This is a genomic window from Arenibacter echinorum, from assembly GCF_003259375.1.
Lineage (GTDB): Bacteria > Bacteroidota > Bacteroidia > Flavobacteriales > Flavobacteriaceae > Arenibacter > Arenibacter echinorum.
On the sequence record NZ_QLLN01000012.1, the window covers coordinates 29,264 to 47,990 of the forward strand.

Sequence of the window (18,727 nt, forward strand, 5' to 3'; positions counted from 1 at the left end):
TTTACTGCCTATGTTATTCCTTTTATTATTAATTTTATTCCATGGAGGACAGACAAATAAAACTAATTTGGGATTTTAGGGGTGAATCGGCCCAGAATACAGCGAAGCATCATAAAATACATCTTGAAGAATATGTATTGTCGCAAAATTTGACCTTGAACATTACAGGAAATACGGACTTAAATAATATGCACTCCATAGCATATCTAGTTGTAAGCGAATCCGAAATGATTGTCGTTAGGGATGCCTTAAAACCGCATCGAGGTGAAGTCTACACCCCAATAGACTAGCCAAAATATAAGAAACAAAACCCATGGGCAGAAGATTCTTTTTTTTCATTATCGCCATATCGACCCTGCTTTGTTCATGCGCTACACAAACTGAAGACCCTGATTTATTGAAAATGGCCCTGGCCTCCGACAATTCAAAAATACGGAACGTTATGGATAGCCTGGCCCAATATGAGATTCAAGTAAGGTATACGCAAATCGACAGGATCAAGGACAGCATAATTTTTAGGGACTACAATTTTCAGGTCAACGATAGCAACTACTTCTACCCGGCCAGCACAGTTAAAATCCTAACGGCCGTTCTAGCCTTAGAAAAATTGAACGAAATGGATTCCTTGGACCTATACACCCAATTTTATGTAGAAGGTGATTCTTTGGAAACAACATTTGCCAACGAAATCTCCAAGATTTTTGCAGTAAGCGACAATGAGGCCAATAATCGACTTCTGGAATTTTTAGGGCAAGACCGAATAAACCAAAGTTTGAAGGACAAGGGTATTGTACCTGTACGAATCTCCCATCGACTTTCAACAGAAAATGCTTTAGAGGTAACTACAAGGCCACTTATTGTTTACTTAAACGACACCACAATAAGCTGGTTAAAACCAAGTGTGAACAAACCCCCAGTACCCTTGGCTCTGAACAGGATTAAAAAAGGAACGGCTTATTACGAAGAGAACACCTTAATTAATGAACCATTCGATTTTAGCTTAAAAAATTATTTTCCCCTTAGCACCCAGAACGAAGTCTTAAAAAGGATAATTTTCCCAGAACAATTCCCGATAAATGAACGATTTAACCTTAGTCCCGACCAACATAGTTTTCTGTTAAGGACAATGAGTGACCTTCCCAAAAATATAGGGTACGATGAAATGGATTATTACGACGGTTATTGTAAGTTTTTCATGTTCGGGGATACCAGGGATACCATTCCAGAATATCTGAAAATATATAATAAGGTGGGCAATGCCTACGGCACAATTACGGATTGTGCCTACATTGTAGACCATAAATATGATGTGGAATTTATGCTTACCGCAACGCTTTTAGCCAATAAGAATGGGGTTTTCAACGATAACACCTATGAGTACGAAGAAATCGGACTTCCCTTTTTAGCGCAATTGGGAAGAGAGATCTACAATCTGGAAATAGCAAAAAAACAACAAAAATGACAGCATTAAGTTTTGATACCTTTACTAAAAAAATATATATCAAAGCCAATATGGAAAAAATTTATTGGGCCTGGTGTACGGCAGAAGGAATTACCACATGGTTTTTGAGCAAGGCTACTTATATTTCGCCTGATGGGCAACCCAAGGCAGCACAGGACAAGATTGCAGAAGGGGATACCTATATTTGGGAATGGCACAACTGGGATGGTCAGGAAAAAGGGATAATAACAAAGGCAAACGGGAAGGATTTTTTTGAAATCACCTTTGCCAATGTTTGTAAGGTTTCGGTTTCTCTTAAAGACTCTGGTAATGACATACTGTTAACCTTAAAACAATACGATATACCAACGGACGACAGTAGCAAATTAAATATCCATTATGGCTGCAGTAACGGATGGACGTTTTGGCTGGCAAATCTTAAAGCCTATTTGGAACATGGCATTTTGTTGAACGAAACAATAAATGATCTTAGAAAGATACCCAGTGCAGGATTTGAATTTGTGAATATTTAAAAAGAACAACAGTATTTTAAGACATAAATTTGTCACATGAAAAGCGACAGGTCTTCTTATTTCCTATTTTTGTCCATTTTTTAGAAATGATAACAAAACCTCGTATCGCCCTTATTATTGGAATAATCTGTATTTCCATATTTCCTGTATTGGTGAAACTAAATTATACTCCCGGACTAATTTCCGCCTTCTATCGAATGACCATCGCCCTAGGCATTATCTTGCCTTATGCCCTATATACAAAACAATTAAAAATCCCGGAAACCAGAACATTTATTCTTGCCGTTCTTTGCGGAATATGTTTTGGATCTGATGTGGCGGTATGGAATATTGCTATTCAAGAATCTACGGCAACGCAAGCATCATTTTTGACAAACCTGTCCCCAGTTTGGGTTGGGATAGGTACATTTTTCTTTTTAAAACCCAAACCCTCCGTTAATTTTTGGATAGGTACTGTTATTGCCGTCCTAGGAATGATCACCCTGGTAGGATTTAAATTCTTTGCCCTGCTTTCTTTTGATATTGGCTTTAGTTTTGGACTGCTGTCCGGAGTATTCTATGCCACCTACATTCTGATAAGTAAAGAAGTGCTCGCCAAGATATCTATAGTAAACTTTATGACCTTAAGCCTAATTTCTTCTTCCCTCTTTTTAGGGATCTTATCCTATGTCCTAGGGGAGCCTTTTAACGGCTTCTCGAATATTGGGTGGTTTGTACTTTTTATCCAAGGATTGGTCTGCCAATTACTGGCCTGGTTGTCCATTAGCTATTCCACCCAACATATGCGGGCCACAAGAGTCTCCTTAAGTCTATTGGCACAGGCCATCTTGGCAACAATATTGGCTTGGGTATTTCTCAACGAGCTAATTACCCCACAAATGATTCTTGGAGGTATTATCCTTCTTTTTGGAATACGACTTACTTTTTACGACAAGCCACTAGTTATACCGGTCAGGACAAAGGCTAAACTCCCGCCTCTTTAATTACCTTCAAGGTCTTTTGCAGTCCGGTCTTGGCTACCTCCAGCAAATCCATACTGTGGTACTCAGGGTTGTACAGCTCCAAGGATACGCATCCTTTGAAGCCCGTGATTTTAAGGTCTTTTAAAATCTGTGGCAGCGGCAGGATTCCGTCACCTGGAAAAACCCTATGCTTATCCTCCATATCGGCTATTTCCATTCCTTTGGGCGCATCGTTAAATTGAAAAATTGCAAAGATATCCCCATTCAAAAGTCTTAACCCTTCAAATCCACCTTCCGAAATATACATATGATATACATCGGGTATTATCTTGGCTTTAGGGTGATTGGCATCCAAGGCCACAGCCGTTGCCTGCCCCATAGTCTTTAACGGAAACATCTTGACAAACACCATTGCCGGTATTACATTATACTCTTTTATTCCAATTTCCAATAATCTGCGGTAGCAAGAGGCTACAAAGGCAACATCATAATTCTCCCCAACCTGATTGGGTATGGCCTGTACATAGGTACAACCTATTTCCGATGCCATCCTCATTCTATTTTTGGTAGCTGGCAAGGAATTTTGAAATTCTTCCTCATTCTTGGGAATGCACCCCCATAGCCCTATCATACTGGGCACGAACAATCCGGCTTCCTTTATTTTAGCACCTAATTTCTTAAGATCGCCCCCGTCTTTCTCGTATTCTGCCAAATCGCTGTCCCAAGGCTCAATGGCATCGTAGCCAGCCGCTATGGCAATCTCTACCTTTTTTTCCAAGCCCTTTGCAGGTCTTATGGTCGCCGTATCCAAACAGATGGGCCATGGACTCTGTCCGTTTTGATATCTTTTTTCTTTCTTTGGATTTTCCGCCGGCAAGGTATTGGCCAATGAGATTGTTGCAACACTAGCAGTGGCTGCACCTGCAATAAAGGATCTGCGATTCATATTAATATCTGTTATTCGACTAAAATATGAAAAAAAGTGAAGCATATTCCACTTAGGGACAAGAACCGAAGGTTCAAGATTTAAAATACAACCAATAGGTTACCAAAAGAGCCACTGCTCTTTTAGCCTATGCCCGGAAAGTTAAATTAAAATTTAATTGATTATCCCTGAATGGGCTCCCCATAAAGATCAAAGTCCGCAGCTTCAAAAATATGAAGATCAACAAATTCCCCTACTTTCAGATAATGCTTTGCTGCATCCACCAAGACTTCATTATCTACATCGGGAGAATCGAACTCCGATCGACCCACAAAATACTTACCCTCTTTACGGTCTATAATACAGCGCAAAGTTTTACCCACTTTTTCTTGATTCAACTCCCATGAAATCTGTGACTGAAGTTCCATGATCTCCGAAGCCCTTTGTTGTTTTACCTCCTCAGGAACATCGTCTACCAAATTATAAGCGTGCGTATTTTCTTCATGGCTATAGGTAAAGCATCCCAATCTTTCAAAACGCATTTCCTCTACCCAGCTTTTCAAGGTTTGAAAATCTTCCTCCGTCTCCCCGGGATAACCAACAATCAACGTGGTCCTTATGGTCATTTCTGGAACCGCAGCCCTGAAATCATGCAACAATTTTGTTGTTTTGGCCTGAGTTGTTCCCCTCCGCATACTCTTTAATATGGCATCTGAAATGTGCTGCAATGGAATATCCAGGTAATTACAAACCTTGGGTTCTCGTTTCATCACTTCCAGAACATCCATAGGAAATCCGGTAGGGAAAGCATAATGCAATCGGATCCATTCAATGCCGTCCACCTTCACCAACTCGTTCAGCAATTCTGCCAAATTCCTTTTCTTATAAAGGTCCAATCCATAATAGGTAAGGTCTTGAGCAATAAGGATCAATTCCTTGACCCCTTTGGCGGCCAATTTGTTGGCTTCCGTCACCAAATCTTCTATAGGAGTACTCTTATGTTTGCCCCGCATTATGGGTATGGCACAGAAGGAACATGGACGATCACATCCTTCAGCAATTTTCAGATAGGCGTAATTTTTTGGAGTGGTCGTTAGCCGCTCCCCTATAAGTTCGTGCTTGTAATCGGCCCCAAGGGCCTTTAATAAATTAGGCAATTCACTGGTTCCAAAATACTCATCCACATTAGGGATCTCTTTTTGCAGGTCTGGTTTATATCGCTCACTTAAGCAACCTGTAACAAATACCTTGTCTACTTCCCCTGCTTCCTTTTTTTGAACGTATTCCAAAATAGTATTGACACTCTCTTCCTTGGCATTGGCAATAAAACCACAAGTGTTTATCACTACCACATTCCCTTCCTCCTCATGCACGACTTCCTTGTTGTTGGCCCTTAATTGACCCATCAACACTTCTGAATCGTATACATTCTTGGAACAACCCAAGGTTACTACATTGATCCTATTCTTCTTAAGTGACTTAGTACGCATATTTTCAAATAAAGTGCAAAAGTACAACTTGAAAAAAGATTGTAGTCCCAATATATCTTTTTTTATTCTTTTAACGTTAAACCTTTATAACCGATTGAACTCTAATTCATAAAGCTCTATGAAAACCCAATTTCTTATTTCTGGTTTATTCTTTATTTGTTGTTTGATTGGATGCTCCAAAGGGAATGATGACCAAGCGCCAATTCCACCTGAGGAAGCGATGTATTTCCCACCATTAAATTCTGACGAATGGGAAACAGTGTCCATTGAGGAACTCCAATGGAGTTCAAGTGCCGAGCAACCACTATATGACTTCCTGGAAGCAAATAAAACGGAAGCTTTTATACTTTTGAAGGATGGAAAAATTGTTTTGGAAAAATATTTTGGAAGCTTTAATGCTACCAAGAATCATACTTGGAACTCGGCAGCCAAAACTCTGACCGCCTTTACCGTGGGAATTGCCCAAAAGGAAAGATTTCTATCTATAGACAATGCCTCGTCCGACTATATGGGAACGGGCTGGTCCTCCCTTACACCTGAACAAGAAGCGCAGATTACCGTAAAAAATCATCTTACCATGACGTCAGGCTTGGATTTCACTGGTGAAAATAGTTTTTGCACCGATGTGGAATGTTTGATATACAAAGATGAGCCCAACAGCTTTTGGTATTACCATAATGCAGCCTATACCTTATTGGACAATATTATAAGCGGTGCAGTTGGTCAAGAATATAAAGAATACTTTAATGAAAAGGTACGTGACAAAATTGGGATGCAGGGATCTTGGATAAAGACAGGATATCTTAATCTTTATTTTAGCAATGCCCGAAGTATGGCCCGGTTTGGACTATTGAACCTCAACAAAGGTACCTGGGACGAGACCCCAATTCTGGATGACCCCAACTACTTTACCGACATGACCACTACTTCACAAGAACTGAACAAGTCCTATGGCTATCTCTGGTGGTTAAATGGAAAAGGTAGTTATAGAATACCTGGTTCTGAAGAACTGTTCCCCGGAAAATTAATACCCAATGCTCCGGACGACCTAATAGCAGGACTCGGTGCCTTTGACCAAAAACTATATGTTGTGCCTAGTAAAGGAATGGTAATTATACGAATGGGCGATTCTGCCAATGAAGATGAATTGGGCCCAACTACTTTCGATAATGACTTTTGGGAAAAATTAAATGACTTGATTAACTAAAATACGAGGGTATCAAAAGCACTAATTCACAGGTTGAAGATGAACCACATCTTCCAAGAATCCTATGGTTTCTCTTTTTACAGATTCTAAATCCTTTGAAGTAATATAGGAGGTCATTACATGGTTGCCTACCTCCGGAAACGCAACTTTACGTTTTAAGTCGCTCTTTACACCCAGTTCATCGAACATTTCTAACAGGGCAGGAACCGAGACCACCTTATCCTGTTCTTCCTCGTTTTTATAGTAATATCCTAAAAAAGTAGGTTGATCTATGTGCTGAAAGACTTCTGGTTTCATTGTTACATCCAACAAGGCCTGTAGCTGTGTCAATGCCTCTACCCTGTATCTTGTAGTCCAATAACTCTGTTTTAAAGAATCCGCTTCAGATTCATAAAAATCGCTATCCATAATGGTTTTGGCAATCTCCAAACCCCATGGACCCGACAATAACACTGCAGTGGGGTCATAAATCCTTACATTCGGGGAATACAAAAGAAGACCTGCAATATCCTCGTCCCCTTGGGCCAAATAAAGAGCTAGGGTACCTCCTGTGGAAGTGCCCATAACAATAACCTTTTTTCCAATTTGTTTTGCTATCGCCAAAGCCTCTTTTGCGGATTCGAAGTAGTCCGTTGCCGTTAATTGAAGCATTGCTTGTTCTTCCTGTACGCCGTGACCTTCCAAACGGGGCAAGTATACATTGGCGCCATATCTCTGTCCCAATTCCCTGTGCAGTGGTGCGCCTTCCTCATGACTAGCGGACCAACCATGAAGATAAAGAATAGAATATTCGGTTTTGCCTGGTATAGAATCGTACCATAGAATTTGTGATTCGTTATTGGCCTTAATTTTGGTATTTACCTTTTCCCTCTCTGATACCCTATTTTGAAGTTTGATCAAATCGGCTTCCATTGCAGGAAGTTCCATGGTCAATAGAGGTTTATCTACCTTGGGACCCAAAAAATAGACTATCAGCAATAATAGAAGTAAAAAAAATACTGCTTTAAATAATCGACTGATTATCTTCATTCTTTTCCACTAAAAAATGAATCCACAAACTCGATCTTATTAAAGACCTGCAAATCATCCATTCCTTCCCCTACCCCTATATACTTTACTGGAATCTGGAATTGATCTGAAATACCAATAACTACACCACCTTTAGCAGTGCCATCCAATTTTGTAACTGCCAAGGAAGTTACTTCTGTAGCCTTGGTAAACTGTTTTGCCTGCTCAAAGGCATTCTGGCCTGTAGAACCGTCCAAAACCAAGAGAACTTCATCGGGAGTACCCTCCACTACCTTTTGCATTACGCGCTTCACTTTGGTCAATTCATTCATCAAATTAACCTTGTTATGCAATCTTCCGGCGGTATCTATAATTACCACGTCTGCATTCTGCTTAAGGGCCGAACTGAGGGTGTCAAAGGCCACAGAGGCGGGATCACTTCCCATACTTTGTTTTACGATAGGCACGTCTACCCGATCTGCCCATACCTGAAGTTGGTCTATTGCAGCTGCCCTAAACGTATCGGCCGCTCCGAGCACTACTTTTAAACCTTGCTTTTTAAATTGATATGCCAATTTACCAATTGTGGTGGTCTTACCTACCCCGTTCACCCCAACCACCATGATAACGTAAGGCTTTCTCACCAAGGGTACCGTGAATTCCGTTTCACTGCCGGAATTGGTTTCGGACAGCAATCCCGCTATTTCCTCCCTTAATATTGCATTAAGCTCGTCCACCCCTAAGTATTTATCCTTGGATACACGCGCCTCTATACGGTCTATAATCTTTAAGGTGGTATTTACACCCACATCGGAGGAAACCAATACCTCCTCCAAATTATCCAAAACATCATCGTCTACCTTGGATTTTCCAACTACCGCCTTACTAAGTTTGGATAAAAAATTGGTCTTGGTCTTTTCCAGACCCTTGTCCAAAGTTTCCTTCTTTTGTGTGGAAAATATTTTTTTAAATAAACTCATATTTTTGGCATGTTCCTTTTCATCAAAGATATAAAAATAAAAAAGCTACTTTCATCAGAAAGTAGCTTTATAACCAATAAATTTAGGTTATTAATTTTTTTTCAACCAGTCGTTTACCATTTCTGGACTCATAACAGACTCCATAAAAGTGTAAGCACCTGTTTTAGGAGACTTTACCATTTTAATGGCCTTGGTCAATCTTTTTGAACTTGTTTGTAAACTCGCTACCGTTTTCTTTGCCATGACGTATTATTTAATTTCTTTATGAACTGTCATTCTCTTTAGAATAGGATTGAATTTCTTAATTTCCATCCTATCTGGAGTGTTCTTTTTGTTCTTAGTGGTTATGTACCTTGAAGTACCTGGCATGCCAGATTCTTTATGCTCTGTACACTCCAAAATAACCTGAATTCTGTTACCTTTCTTTGCCATTATTATCTTAGTATTTCAGGATTATTTAATTAACCCTTTTTCCTTTGCTTCTTTTAAAACAACGGAAATTCCTTTTTTATTTATACTCTTTAGAGCCTTAGCGGAAACCTTTAAGGTTACCCAACGATCTTCTTCTGGAATATAGAAACGCTTTTTAGAAAGATTTACATCAAATCTTCTTCTGGTTTTATTAATCGAGAAGGACACATTGTTCCCAAACATGGCTCTCTTTCCAGTAACATCACAAACTTTTGACATCTCTCTACTTTTATTTTGTTATAAACAGGGTGCAAATTTAAATTAATTTTATGGGACGGACAAAATTCTTTGTCAGAATTTTAAAATTTCTTTTTGAAGCATTTCAAAAGCCTTATTTACAGTCTTTTGCACTATTCTTTCGCGCTGACTTCCCATACGATATTTTTCTACCACTGTAGCTTTAGGTGAAACAACCGCTATAAACACGGTCCCTACCTCTGCATCAGAGTCACCTTTAGTTGGACCTGCGTTCCCGGTAGTGGCTATGGCAAAATCCGTCTTTAACATTTTTCGCAGATTGGTGGCCATTTCAACGGCAACTTCAGCACTTACTACAGAAAACTCATCAATTGTCGTTTTTGACACTTTAAGCACCTCTATTTTGGTTTCGGTGGCATAACTCACAATACTCCCCTTAAAATAAGCCGATGCACCTGGTATACTTGTAATCTGTTGGGCTATTTTACCTCCGGTACAACTCTCCGCCGTACCCAAGGTCATCCCTTTTTTTGTCAATAATTGCGCAATTACAGATTCTATGGGCTCGTCCCCTGCCTCTCCAAGAACAATGTCGCCCAAGAGATTTTTAATTTTTTCGGCCTCTATATCGACCATGGCATTCAACTGCTCACTGTTGTTTCCTTTTGCAGAAAGCCTTAGCCTTACGGAGCCAAGACTTGGAAGATAGGCTAATTTCACCATACTGGGCAGGTTGTCCTCCACAGAGGATATCCGATCTGCCAGAGAACTTTCCCCTATACCGTAGGTAATGATGGTCTTATGTACAATATAAGGCCTCTTAAACTCTTGTATAATTCTCGGAATCACCTTGGAAGTTATTAGATTCTTCATCTCGAAAGGCACCCCTGGCAACGAAACAAAGACTTTTCCATCTCTTTTTATCCACATTCCGGGAGCTGTACCATATTCATTATGGAGCACATCTGCCTTGGACGGCACCAAAGCTTGATTTTTGTTCACCTCCAACAAGGGTATTCCCAGATGTTTTTTAAAGATAGCCTCAACATGGACCAACACTTCCTTATTTTCTATCAAAGTATCATTGAAATACTCGCAAAGCGTATGTTTGGTGATATCATCTTTGGTAGGACCTAGTCCACCGGTTATAAGAATAACGTTGGCCCTGGCCTCCGCTTCCTTAAGAGCTTCCAAAATATGGAGTCTTTCATCCTGTACCGAAGAAATCTGGTACACGGAAACCCCGATCTTATTTAGTTCTTGGGCAATGAAGGCAGAGTTTGTATCTATAATTTGACCAATGAGAATCTCATCGCCAATAGTTATGATTTCAGCAAACATTAAATCTTAAAATCGTTTTTCAGTTCTGAAACCACTTGATCTACGTCCTTTTTAAGTAATGGCACCAATCGCTCGATTTCTTCCGTGTTTTCTTCCTTTTTTCCCAAAGTTTCTATCTGAAGGGCTATGGCACGGGTCTGCTCCATGCCCAGCAAGTCTACATTAGGTTTAATTTTATGTGCCAATTTATATACAGTATCATAATTTTTTACCCCTAAGGCTTTCTCAAGTTCATCCAAATCTTGGGGAACTTCTTCCAAAAAAACAGCAACGACAGATTTAATGAATTCATCATCACCATCTGCCATTTCATTTATCTTGTCCAGACTATAAATCATCTATTTTATATTTAATGAGAACATTTGTTCATTCTCCAAAGTACCCGAAAGATAATCATTTGCACTTATTCTACCAACACCGGCAGGGGTACCTGTAAAAATAATGTCTCCTTTTTTCAACGTAAAAAAACGAGAAACATAGGAAATTATTTCATCTATCTTCCAAAGCATTAAACTTGTATTCCCTTCCTGAACAACCTCATTGTTCTGCTTAAGTTGGAAGTTTAAATTATTTACATCATCAAAACTAGATTTTGGCAACCATTTACCTATTACCGCGGCCCCATCAAAACCCTTGGCCTTTTCCCAAGGTAATCCCTTTTCCTTTAATTGGGACTGAAGGTCCCTAGCCGTAAAATCTATTCCCAAACCAATTTCATCATAATAGGTATGGGAAAACTGGGTTTCTATATGTTTGCCCACTTTTTTTATTTTCACCAACACTTCCACTTCGTAGTGTACGTCTTTGGAAAAATCCGGTATATAGAAATCCTGTTCTTTTGGCAAAACAGCGGAGTCCGGCTTAATAAACAGTACCGGATCTGTAGGTCTCTCGTTGTTCAATTCCTTTATGTGATCCACATAATTGCGCCCAATACAAATAATCTTCATACTAAATAGAAATGTTTAACAATTGGCTTTGGGAATCGGAATCGTGGAAGTATAAAAACCAAAACGTTCAACGATCGACAATTACTTTTATTCAAGCCGCTAACCCAGTTTGTTGTTCAACTTGCTCAATTTTATTTGGGTCAAAACTTTTTTTGTGTACAATGGAAAATCGGCGTTCAGGATCCACCCAAAATAACCAGGTTCATTTTCCAAAACGGCATTCACCTTTTTACCCTTATGCTTACCAAAAGAGAAAATTTCCTCCCCCTCTTCATCCAACACTATAAATCCTGCAAAATCCACCGATTGTTTTCTGGTTGTAAATTCCGAAAGCTTCTTAATATTGTTTTCCAATTCGGGATAACGGTCCAATTGCGATAATAGCACTTCATAGGTAGCCAAGGTATCCGCCTCTGCACTATGGGCATCTATAAGATTTTTATCGCAATAAAATTTATAGGCCGCCTCCAAGGTTCTTTTCTCCATTTTATGAAAAATGGTCTGCACGTCCACGGAAACGGTATTCTTCATATCAAAATCTATTTCCGCCCTGAGCATCTCTTCTGCCAACAGTGGAATATCAAATCGATCCGAATTGTAGCCTCCCAAATCACTATCCTTGATCATTTTATAAATCTCCTTGGATAGTTGTTTAAATGTAGGTTCGTTGGCTACTTTCTCATTGGAAATGCCATGAATAGCGACCACATTGGCAGGGATTTCCATTTCAGGATTAACCAACCATGTTTTACTCTCCCTATTCCCATTTGGATACACTTTCAGAATAGCTATTTCTACTATTCTATCCTTGGCAACATTAGTACCTGTGGTCTCTAAATCGAAAAAACAAATTGGCCTTGTAAGCTTTAATTGCATGTTGTAGGTTCTTTATGCAAATATAGTTTTTACAAAGGTTTTGGCTAAAAATAGACTCATAAATTGCAAAAAATCCTTTTAAGTGCAAGGAAATCCACAAATACTGCCCGAATTAAAAATGCAGACTCCAGACTATCCCAACAAACCATGGAACAAAACCATGACTTAAATCCACTTTAGGATTAAACAAAACGGGAAGGACTTACTAAATTTCCCTATTCACGTCCCAAGCCTCCAGGTGATCGGCTACGGCCTTTACGAACATACCGCCCAAGGCCCCGTTTACCACCCTGTGATCATAACTATGGGATAAATACATCTTACTTCTGATAGCAATAAAATCGCCCTCTTTGGTTTCGACAACCGCGGGCATTTTACGTATAGCCCCCAAGGCCAAGATACCCACTTGGGGCTGATTGATGATTGGCGTTCCAAAAACACTACCAAAGGTGCCCACATTGGTTACGGTATAGGTGCCGTCCTTTACCTCATCTGGCTTTAATGCATTGTTCCTGGCCCTCTTGGCCAAATCGTTAACTGCTTTGGCCATGCCCACCAAGTTCAATTGATCGGCATTTTTAATCACCGGAACAATCAAATTTCCATCGGCCAAGGCCGCTGCCATACCAATGTTTATATTCTTTTTCTTTATAATGGTATCTCCGTCGAGGGATATATTGACCATTGGATACTTTTTCAAAGCAATGGCCACAGCTTCCATAAAGATTGGGGTAAAAGTAAGTTTCTCGCCTTCCCTTTTTTCAAAGGCATCCTTGACCTTATTTCTCCAATTGACTACGTTGGTTACATCTACCTCAACAAAACTTTGCACGTGCGCCGAGGTAGCAACACTTGCATTCATGTGTTGGACTATCAATTTGCCCATTCGGGTCAAAGGAATATACTCGTCCCCATTACTGGGCTGTTCCTTCTCCAAAGCCGGTTTAACTTCTTCCTGTTTTGCTTCCTCTTTTTTAACAGGAACTGGTATGGTTAGCTGCTCTACTTTTTCGACAACAGGCGTTACATCCTCTTCCTTTTTTTCCACAACAGGTTGTCCCCCGTTTGCCTTTCCGGAAGCAACATAGTCCAAAATATCATTTTTGGTCACCCTGCCTTCACTTCCCGTACCACTTATGGTGTCCAACTCGGCCAAGGTAATACCTTCCTGCTTCGCTATATTCTTTACCAAGGGGGAATAGAACCTATCGGTTCCACTATAATCTATTACCGGAGCGGCAGCACTTTCCTTAGCACTCAACACCGCAACCTCCAATTCCTCGACCGCTTTGTTAGGGGCCTCATCTTTTACAGAAGTGACATGACTTTCTTGATCATGATCAGACTCATAACTACTTCCGTTTATTTCTATAATGGCGACGGTTTGGCCCACCTTAACAACATCATCTATATTGAATAATTTCTCAACCAAAATGCCATCTACCTCGCTAGGAACTTCGGAATCAACCTTATCCGTGGCAATTTCAAAAACAGCTTCGTCCATTTCTATGGTATCGCCAACTTCCTTCAGCCATGTGGTAAGTGTAGCCTCTGCAACACTTTCTCCCATTTGTGGTAATTTTAGCTCAAATTTTGACATATCCTTATTTAATACACTTATAATGATTAATAATTTGCAAAACTAACAAATAAAAGAGCATATTTTTGACTTTTATTCATACTTTTTACTGATGATAATTACACTTTTAACGAATTTTCAAACGGAATTCTGTTGAGAATACTCCTTCCCAATGTGACTTCATCTGCATACTCCAGTTCATCCCCCACAGCAATGCCCCTTGCAATGGTCGAAGTTTTTACGCCCAAACCTTCCAATTGCCTATATATATAAAAGTTGGTGGTATCTCCCTCCATAGTAGAGCTTAAGGCGAATATTAATTCTTTTATCTTCCCTTGCTTCACTTTGTCCACTAAAGAGTAAATAGTTAAATCCTGAGGGCCAACACCTTCCATAGGAGAAATTTTCCCGCCCAGGACATGGTATAACCCTAAAAACTGGCCAGTATTCTCAATGGCCATCACATCCCTAATATCCTCTACCACACAAACAAGACTTTCATCCCTCCGCGGGTTTGAACAAATTTCACAAACCTCAACATCGGAAATATTATGGCAATTTTTACAGAATTTAATATTGTCTTTTAGATTGACCAACGCATTGGCCAATCTGGCAGTTTGCTCTTTTGGCTGTTTTAAGAGATGCAGGACCAACCTCAGTGCCGTGCGTTTTCCTATGCCCGGTAATTGGGACATCTCATAGACCGCATTTTCCAATAATTTAGATGAAAATTCCATATCCACAAAATTACAATTTTATAACATTATATTAAGGCATTCCCCCTAAAAGTAAATTTCAAGCGATATCACAAAGGTTCAGCAATTAAACATTGCCCAAGATTACATTATTGAATATTCCCAACCAAATAGACGTTGACAAATTGCATTCCCAACCAATCAATAATGCAATGCTATTCCTTTCCCAATGACTACTTACCATTTACCGAAACAAATAACCTTTTATCGACAGACCTGCTTTGTCTATTTCAATTGATTTTCAATCTTAAAATCCTCCAGAAATGAGGCATTATTTTTAAAGGATGTGATGCGCCCATTTGAACAGAATTAAAGAATAAAGCACATTATATATTGATTTACAGTAATTTAAACACACCCGCCAAAACATATTTTTCGCGTTTTACCCTCTTGCAAATATTATCCAAAGCAGTGGATCCAATATAATTAAAGTGGCTTTTCAGGAAATTAAGATAAAGTTATGAGTGGTATATTTTGATAATAAAATAATTAACCCTTATTTTGCCCTAGGCATAGTTCCCCCAGTCCTATAGCCGCAATGCAATTAAAGTTTATTGGTTTATTTATTTAAAGGAACGGCACCCAAATATTGGTGTTAATACTCTACTATTTCGTAGTTAAAGTGTGTTAATACTTATAAGCAGGTAATAGATTATTCGTACTTTAAGGTATATATAAAGATTTTGGTCATTGATAACGCTATATATTTATAGTTAATGGTTAGTGTTTAGTATAGTCTATCAATGAAAGAAACCCGGAACATTTGTTCCGGGTTTTGTTTTTATAGCACTATAACTCTCATTTCTTTACCATCTTATTATGGCGCTGCCCCAAGTAAATCCACTGCCGAAGGCGGCGAGCACCACCAAATCTCCGGACTTAATTTTTCCCTGCTCCCAGGCTTCGGTCAAAGCAATGGGTATAGAGGCTGCAGTTGTATTTCCATACTTCATTATATTATTGAACACCTGATCATCCCCTAGGCCAAACTTATTTTGGATGTATTGGGATATCCTTAGATTAGCTTGATGAGGCACCAACATATCTATTTCCTCTGCCTTAAGATTGTTAGCTTTTAACCCTTCTATGATTACTTCACTGAAACGGACAACAGCGTTCTTAAAAACAAACGGACCGTTCATATAAGGCAAATAAGACTCATCGTTGGGATCATTATCCTCCAAAATGTCATTGACCCAGCGTTTTCCCATGCCCGGTGCTATAAGGGACAATTCCTCTGCGTGTTGTCCTTCGGAATGCAAATGGGTGGAAAGAATGCCTTTTTTTGCATCTTCCTCCCTGCTAACAATTGCAGCTCCGGCACCATCACCAAAAATCACTGAAACTCCCCTACCCCTGGTAGTCATATCAAGTCCATGGGAATGTAGTTCGGATCCGATAACCAAAACATTTTTATACATCCCTGTTTTTATAAATTGATCTGCAACGGACAAGGCATATATAAATCCCGAACATTGGTTGCGTACATCCAAGGCACCAACCGTCTTTATATCCAAATCCCGTTGGACCAAGACTCCTGGACCTGGAAAATAATAATCGGGACTCAAGGTGGCAAATACGATAAAGTCTATATCATTTTTATCTATTCCAGAGCGCTCTACAGCAATTTTTGCTGCCTTCACCCCCATGGTGGTAGTGGTATCCCCGTCACCTTTTATAACATGCCGTCTTTCCTGGATACCGGTACGCTCCTGAATCCAAGCATCATTAGTCTCCATTAATTTCGACAAATCATCGTTGGTAACCACATTTTTAGGTACATAGTAACCTAGACCCGTTATTTTTGAATTGAACATCTTTTGGAAAATTAAGTTTTTGGTAAGCCTCCGCCCCCGTTTTTTCTATTACAAAATCTAAAATATGAGAAATAAATTTAGTTACATCCAATTTAAATAAAAATATATACGAATATGATGATATTGGTCATACGGCCATTGAAGGAATTTAAATACACACAATGACATAAGGCGCATTTTATACCCTTTAAAAAATGTCAGTTTGTCACTTTCGCTAACAATGGTATTTTTTTTGACAGTGTTAAGTCGTTAAACTAAAAAAATTAGAAGTATGGCCACAGGCAAGATCAATGTTTCCGTAGAGAACATATTTCCGCTCATAAAAAAATTCTTATACAGCGACCATGAAATATTTTTACGGGAGCTCATTTCGAACGCAACAGATGCAACTTTAAAATTAAAGCACCTTACCACTATAGGGGAAGTCAAGGTAGAATATGGAAATCCATTTATTGAGGTAAAGATAGATAAGGAAGGAAAGAAAATACATATCATTGATCAAGGTGTAGGTATGACCGAGGAGGAAGTACAGAAATACATCAATGAAATTGCGTTTTCAGGGGCTGAAGAATTCTTGGACAAATACAAAGATTCTGCCAAGGACTCAGGTATCATTGGACATTTTGGACTAGGGTTCTATTCTGCGTTCATGGTTGCAGCTAAAGTAGAAATTATAACAAAGAGCTATAAAGACGAGCCTGCAGCACATTGGACCTGCGATGGATCGCCTAATTTCACCCTAAAAAAGGCCAAGAAAACTACCCGTGGTACGGAAATAATTCTCCACATCGCAGATGATTCCACAGAATTTTTGGAAGAAGGCAAAATTGGTACCCTGCTTAGAAAGTATAACAAGTTTATGCCTATCCCCATAAAGTTTGGGACAACAACAGAAACACTTCCAAAACCGGAAGGTGCAAAAGAAGAGGATCCTGCACCTACAAAGGAGGTAGACAACATAATTAACAATCCCAATCCTGCCTGGACCAAACAGCCAACAGAATTAACGGATGAAGATTATAAAGGATTCTACAGGGAACTCTATCCTATGCAATTTGAGGAGCCTTTGTTCCACATACACTTAAACGTAGATTATCCTTTTAATCTAACCGGGATTTTGTATTTCCCGAAGCTTACAAATGATTTAAATACCCAAAAGGATAGGATTCAATTATACCAAAATCAGGTTTTTGTCACTGACAACGTGGAAGGAATTGTTCCTGAGTTTTTGACCATGTTGAGAGGAGTTATAGATTCTCCGGATATTCCATTGAACGTTAGCAGATCTTATTTACAGGCCGATGGTGCGGTTAAGAAAATTTCAACCTATATCACCCGTAAAGTTGCCGATAAATTGAGTTCTCTATTTAAAAATAATAGAGAAGACTTTGAAGCAAAATGGAACGATATCAAAATCGTTATTGAATATGGAATGCTTTCCGAAGACAAATTCTTTGAAAAAGCGGACAAATTTGCATTGTACCCCAGTATAGACGGTGCCTATTATACTTTTGAGGAACTACAGGAAAAATTAAAGCCCAATCAAACGGACAAGGACGATAAATTAGTAATCCTTTATGCCTCCAACAAGGAAGAGCAGCACAGTTATATAGAAGCTGCCAAGGCCAAAGGATTTGAGGTTTTATTGTTGGATTCGCCCATAGTATCGCACTTAATGCAAAAACTGGAAACCTCCAAGGAGAAAATTTCCTTTGCTAGAGTAGACGCCGATCATTTGGACAATCTCATCAAAAAAGAGGATACCCAAATCTCTAAGTTGTCCGATGAGGAAAAAGAGGCCTTAAAAACCGATATTGAGACTGCCATTAACAATAAAAGCTATACCGTTCAATTGGAAGCTATGGATAGTAGCTCTTCTCCGTTCATTATTACCGAACCGGAGTTTATGCGTCGTATGAAAGAAATGCAGCAATCCGGCGGTGGTGGGATGTTCGGCATGGGGAATATGCCGGAGATGTACAATTTAGTGGTGAACACCAATCATGAATTGGTTTCCGAAATTTTAAACACAAAAACAGCCAAAAAGAAAGAGCGACTTATTAACCAATCGCTTGATCTGGCGCGTTTGTCCAAAGGACTGTTGAAGGGGGAGGAACTTACCAGGTTCATTAAGAGAAGTTATGAAATGGTGAAATAATCATTTTACGATAATTCTAAGAAGCTGAATTGCCTT

Annotated in this window: 20 protein-coding genes; 6 read left to right on the plus strand and 14 right to left on the minus strand. The window is 39.3% G+C overall.

All coding sequences use genetic code 11. From position 1 onward, the window contains the following. Positions 1-41: 41 nt before the first annotated feature. From LV92_RS21150 to LV92_RS21165, 4 genes are all read left to right on the plus strand, one after another. Positions 42-290: a hypothetical protein gene (locus LV92_RS21150; protein ID WP_111625587.1), complete on the plus strand. Its 249-nt coding sequence runs from the start codon at positions 42-44 to the stop codon at positions 288-290. Positions 291-313: 23 nt separating this feature from the next. Beyond that, positions 314-1,462 (plus strand): serine hydrolase, encoded by a 1,149-nt coding sequence (locus tag LV92_RS21155; RefSeq protein WP_111625588.1) that lies wholly within the window; start codon positions 314-316, stop codon positions 1,460-1,462. Beyond that, complete coding sequence (locus LV92_RS21160) at positions 1,459-1,974, plus strand: SRPBCC family protein (protein ID WP_111625589.1); 516 nt, start codon at positions 1,459-1,461, stop codon at positions 1,972-1,974. The genes LV92_RS21155 and LV92_RS21160 overlap by 4 nt, the downstream gene beginning before the upstream one ends. An 86-nt stretch (positions 1,975-2,060) precedes the next feature. Then, on the plus strand, positions 2,061-2,957 hold the full coding sequence (locus LV92_RS21165; protein WP_111625590.1) for a DMT family transporter: 897 nt from the start codon (positions 2,061-2,063) through the stop codon (positions 2,955-2,957). On the opposite strand, the gene LV92_RS21170 is transcribed toward LV92_RS21165, so the two are convergent. Both LV92_RS21170 and rimO read right to left on the minus strand, forming a co-directional pair. Further along, complete coding sequence (locus LV92_RS21170) at positions 2,938-3,882, minus strand: sugar phosphate isomerase/epimerase family protein (RefSeq protein ID WP_111625591.1); 945 nt, start codon at positions 3,880-3,882, stop codon at positions 2,938-2,940. The genes LV92_RS21165 and LV92_RS21170 overlap by 20 nt on opposite strands. Before the next feature lie 161 nt (positions 3,883-4,043). Then, positions 4,044-5,351, minus strand: coding sequence for a 30S ribosomal protein S12 methylthiotransferase RimO (gene rimO, locus LV92_RS21175; RefSeq protein WP_111625592.1), 1,308 nt, complete (start codon positions 5,349-5,351; stop codon positions 4,044-4,046). A gap of 118 nt (positions 5,352-5,469) precedes the next feature. Between rimO and LV92_RS21180 the strand changes: the two genes are divergently transcribed. Then, positions 5,470-6,558, plus strand: a complete 1,089-nt coding sequence (locus tag LV92_RS21180; RefSeq protein WP_111625593.1) for a serine hydrolase domain-containing protein — start codon at positions 5,470-5,472, stop codon at positions 6,556-6,558. A 21-nt stretch (positions 6,559-6,579) separates the two neighbouring features. On the opposite strand, the gene LV92_RS21185 is transcribed toward LV92_RS21180, so the two are convergent. The 12 genes from LV92_RS21185 to LV92_RS21240 all read right to left on the minus strand — a co-directional run bounded on the left by LV92_RS21185 (position 6,580) and on the right by LV92_RS21240 (position 16,533). After that, positions 6,580-7,587: an alpha/beta hydrolase gene (locus LV92_RS21185; protein ID WP_111625594.1), complete on the minus strand. Its 1,008-nt coding sequence runs from the start codon at positions 7,585-7,587 to the stop codon at positions 6,580-6,582. After that, positions 7,584-8,546 (minus strand): signal recognition particle-docking protein FtsY, encoded by a 963-nt coding sequence (ftsY, locus tag LV92_RS21190; protein WP_111625595.1) that lies wholly within the window; start codon positions 8,544-8,546, stop codon positions 7,584-7,586. Before ftsY ends, LV92_RS21185 begins: the two co-directional genes overlap by 4 nt. Before the next feature lie 90 nt (positions 8,547-8,636). Continuing rightward, positions 8,637-8,789, minus strand: coding sequence for a DUF4295 domain-containing protein (locus tag LV92_RS21195; protein WP_069859169.1), 153 nt, complete (start codon positions 8,787-8,789; stop codon positions 8,637-8,639). Positions 8,790-8,795: 6 nt separating this feature from the next. Next, positions 8,796-8,978 carry a 50S ribosomal protein L33 gene (gene rpmG / locus LV92_RS21200; RefSeq protein WP_031444791.1) on the minus strand — a complete coding sequence of 61 codons (183 nt, stop codon included), beginning with the start codon at positions 8,976-8,978 and terminating at the stop codon, positions 8,796-8,798. Between the two features lie 21 nt (positions 8,979-8,999). Beyond that, entirely contained in the window at positions 9,000-9,236 is a 237-nt protein-coding gene (gene rpmB / locus LV92_RS21205) for a 50S ribosomal protein L28 (protein ID WP_031444792.1), read from the minus strand. Positions 9,237-9,308: 72 nt separating this feature from the next. Next, positions 9,309-10,556, minus strand: coding sequence for a competence/damage-inducible protein A (locus LV92_RS21210; RefSeq protein ID WP_111625596.1), 1,248 nt, complete (start codon positions 10,554-10,556; stop codon positions 9,309-9,311). Then, a complete protein-coding gene (locus tag LV92_RS21215) occupies positions 10,556-10,894 on the minus strand; it encodes an Hpt domain-containing protein (protein WP_111625597.1) in 339 nt (112 codons plus the stop codon). The genes LV92_RS21210 and LV92_RS21215 overlap by 1 nt, the downstream gene beginning before the upstream one ends. Further along, entirely contained in the window at positions 10,895-11,506 is a 612-nt protein-coding gene (locus LV92_RS21220) for a fumarylacetoacetate hydrolase family protein (protein ID WP_111625598.1), read from the minus strand. A gap of 99 nt (positions 11,507-11,605) precedes the next feature. Beyond that, a complete protein-coding gene (locus tag LV92_RS21225; protein WP_111625599.1) occupies positions 11,606-12,382 on the minus strand; it encodes a 3'-5' exonuclease in 777 nt (258 codons plus the stop codon). 205 nt (positions 12,383-12,587) lie between these two features. Next, on the minus strand, positions 12,588-13,982 hold the full coding sequence (locus LV92_RS21230) for a dihydrolipoamide acetyltransferase family protein (RefSeq protein WP_111625600.1): 1,395 nt from the start codon (positions 13,980-13,982) through the stop codon (positions 12,588-12,590). Positions 13,983-14,080: 98 nt separating this feature from the next. Further along, positions 14,081-14,698: a recombination mediator RecR gene (recR, locus tag LV92_RS21235; protein WP_111625601.1), complete on the minus strand. Its 618-nt coding sequence runs from the start codon at positions 14,696-14,698 to the stop codon at positions 14,081-14,083. Between the two features lie 824 nt (positions 14,699-15,522). Further along, entirely contained in the window at positions 15,523-16,533 is a 1,011-nt protein-coding gene (locus tag LV92_RS21240; protein WP_111625602.1) for a 3-oxoacyl-ACP synthase III family protein, read from the minus strand. A 271-nt stretch (positions 16,534-16,804) separates the two neighbouring features. Here LV92_RS21240 and htpG point away from each other — a divergent pair, with 271 nt between their 5' ends. Further along, a complete protein-coding gene (gene htpG, locus LV92_RS21245) occupies positions 16,805-18,691 on the plus strand; it encodes a molecular chaperone HtpG (RefSeq protein WP_111625603.1) in 1,887 nt (628 codons plus the stop codon). Positions 18,692-18,727: the final 36 nt, after the last annotated feature.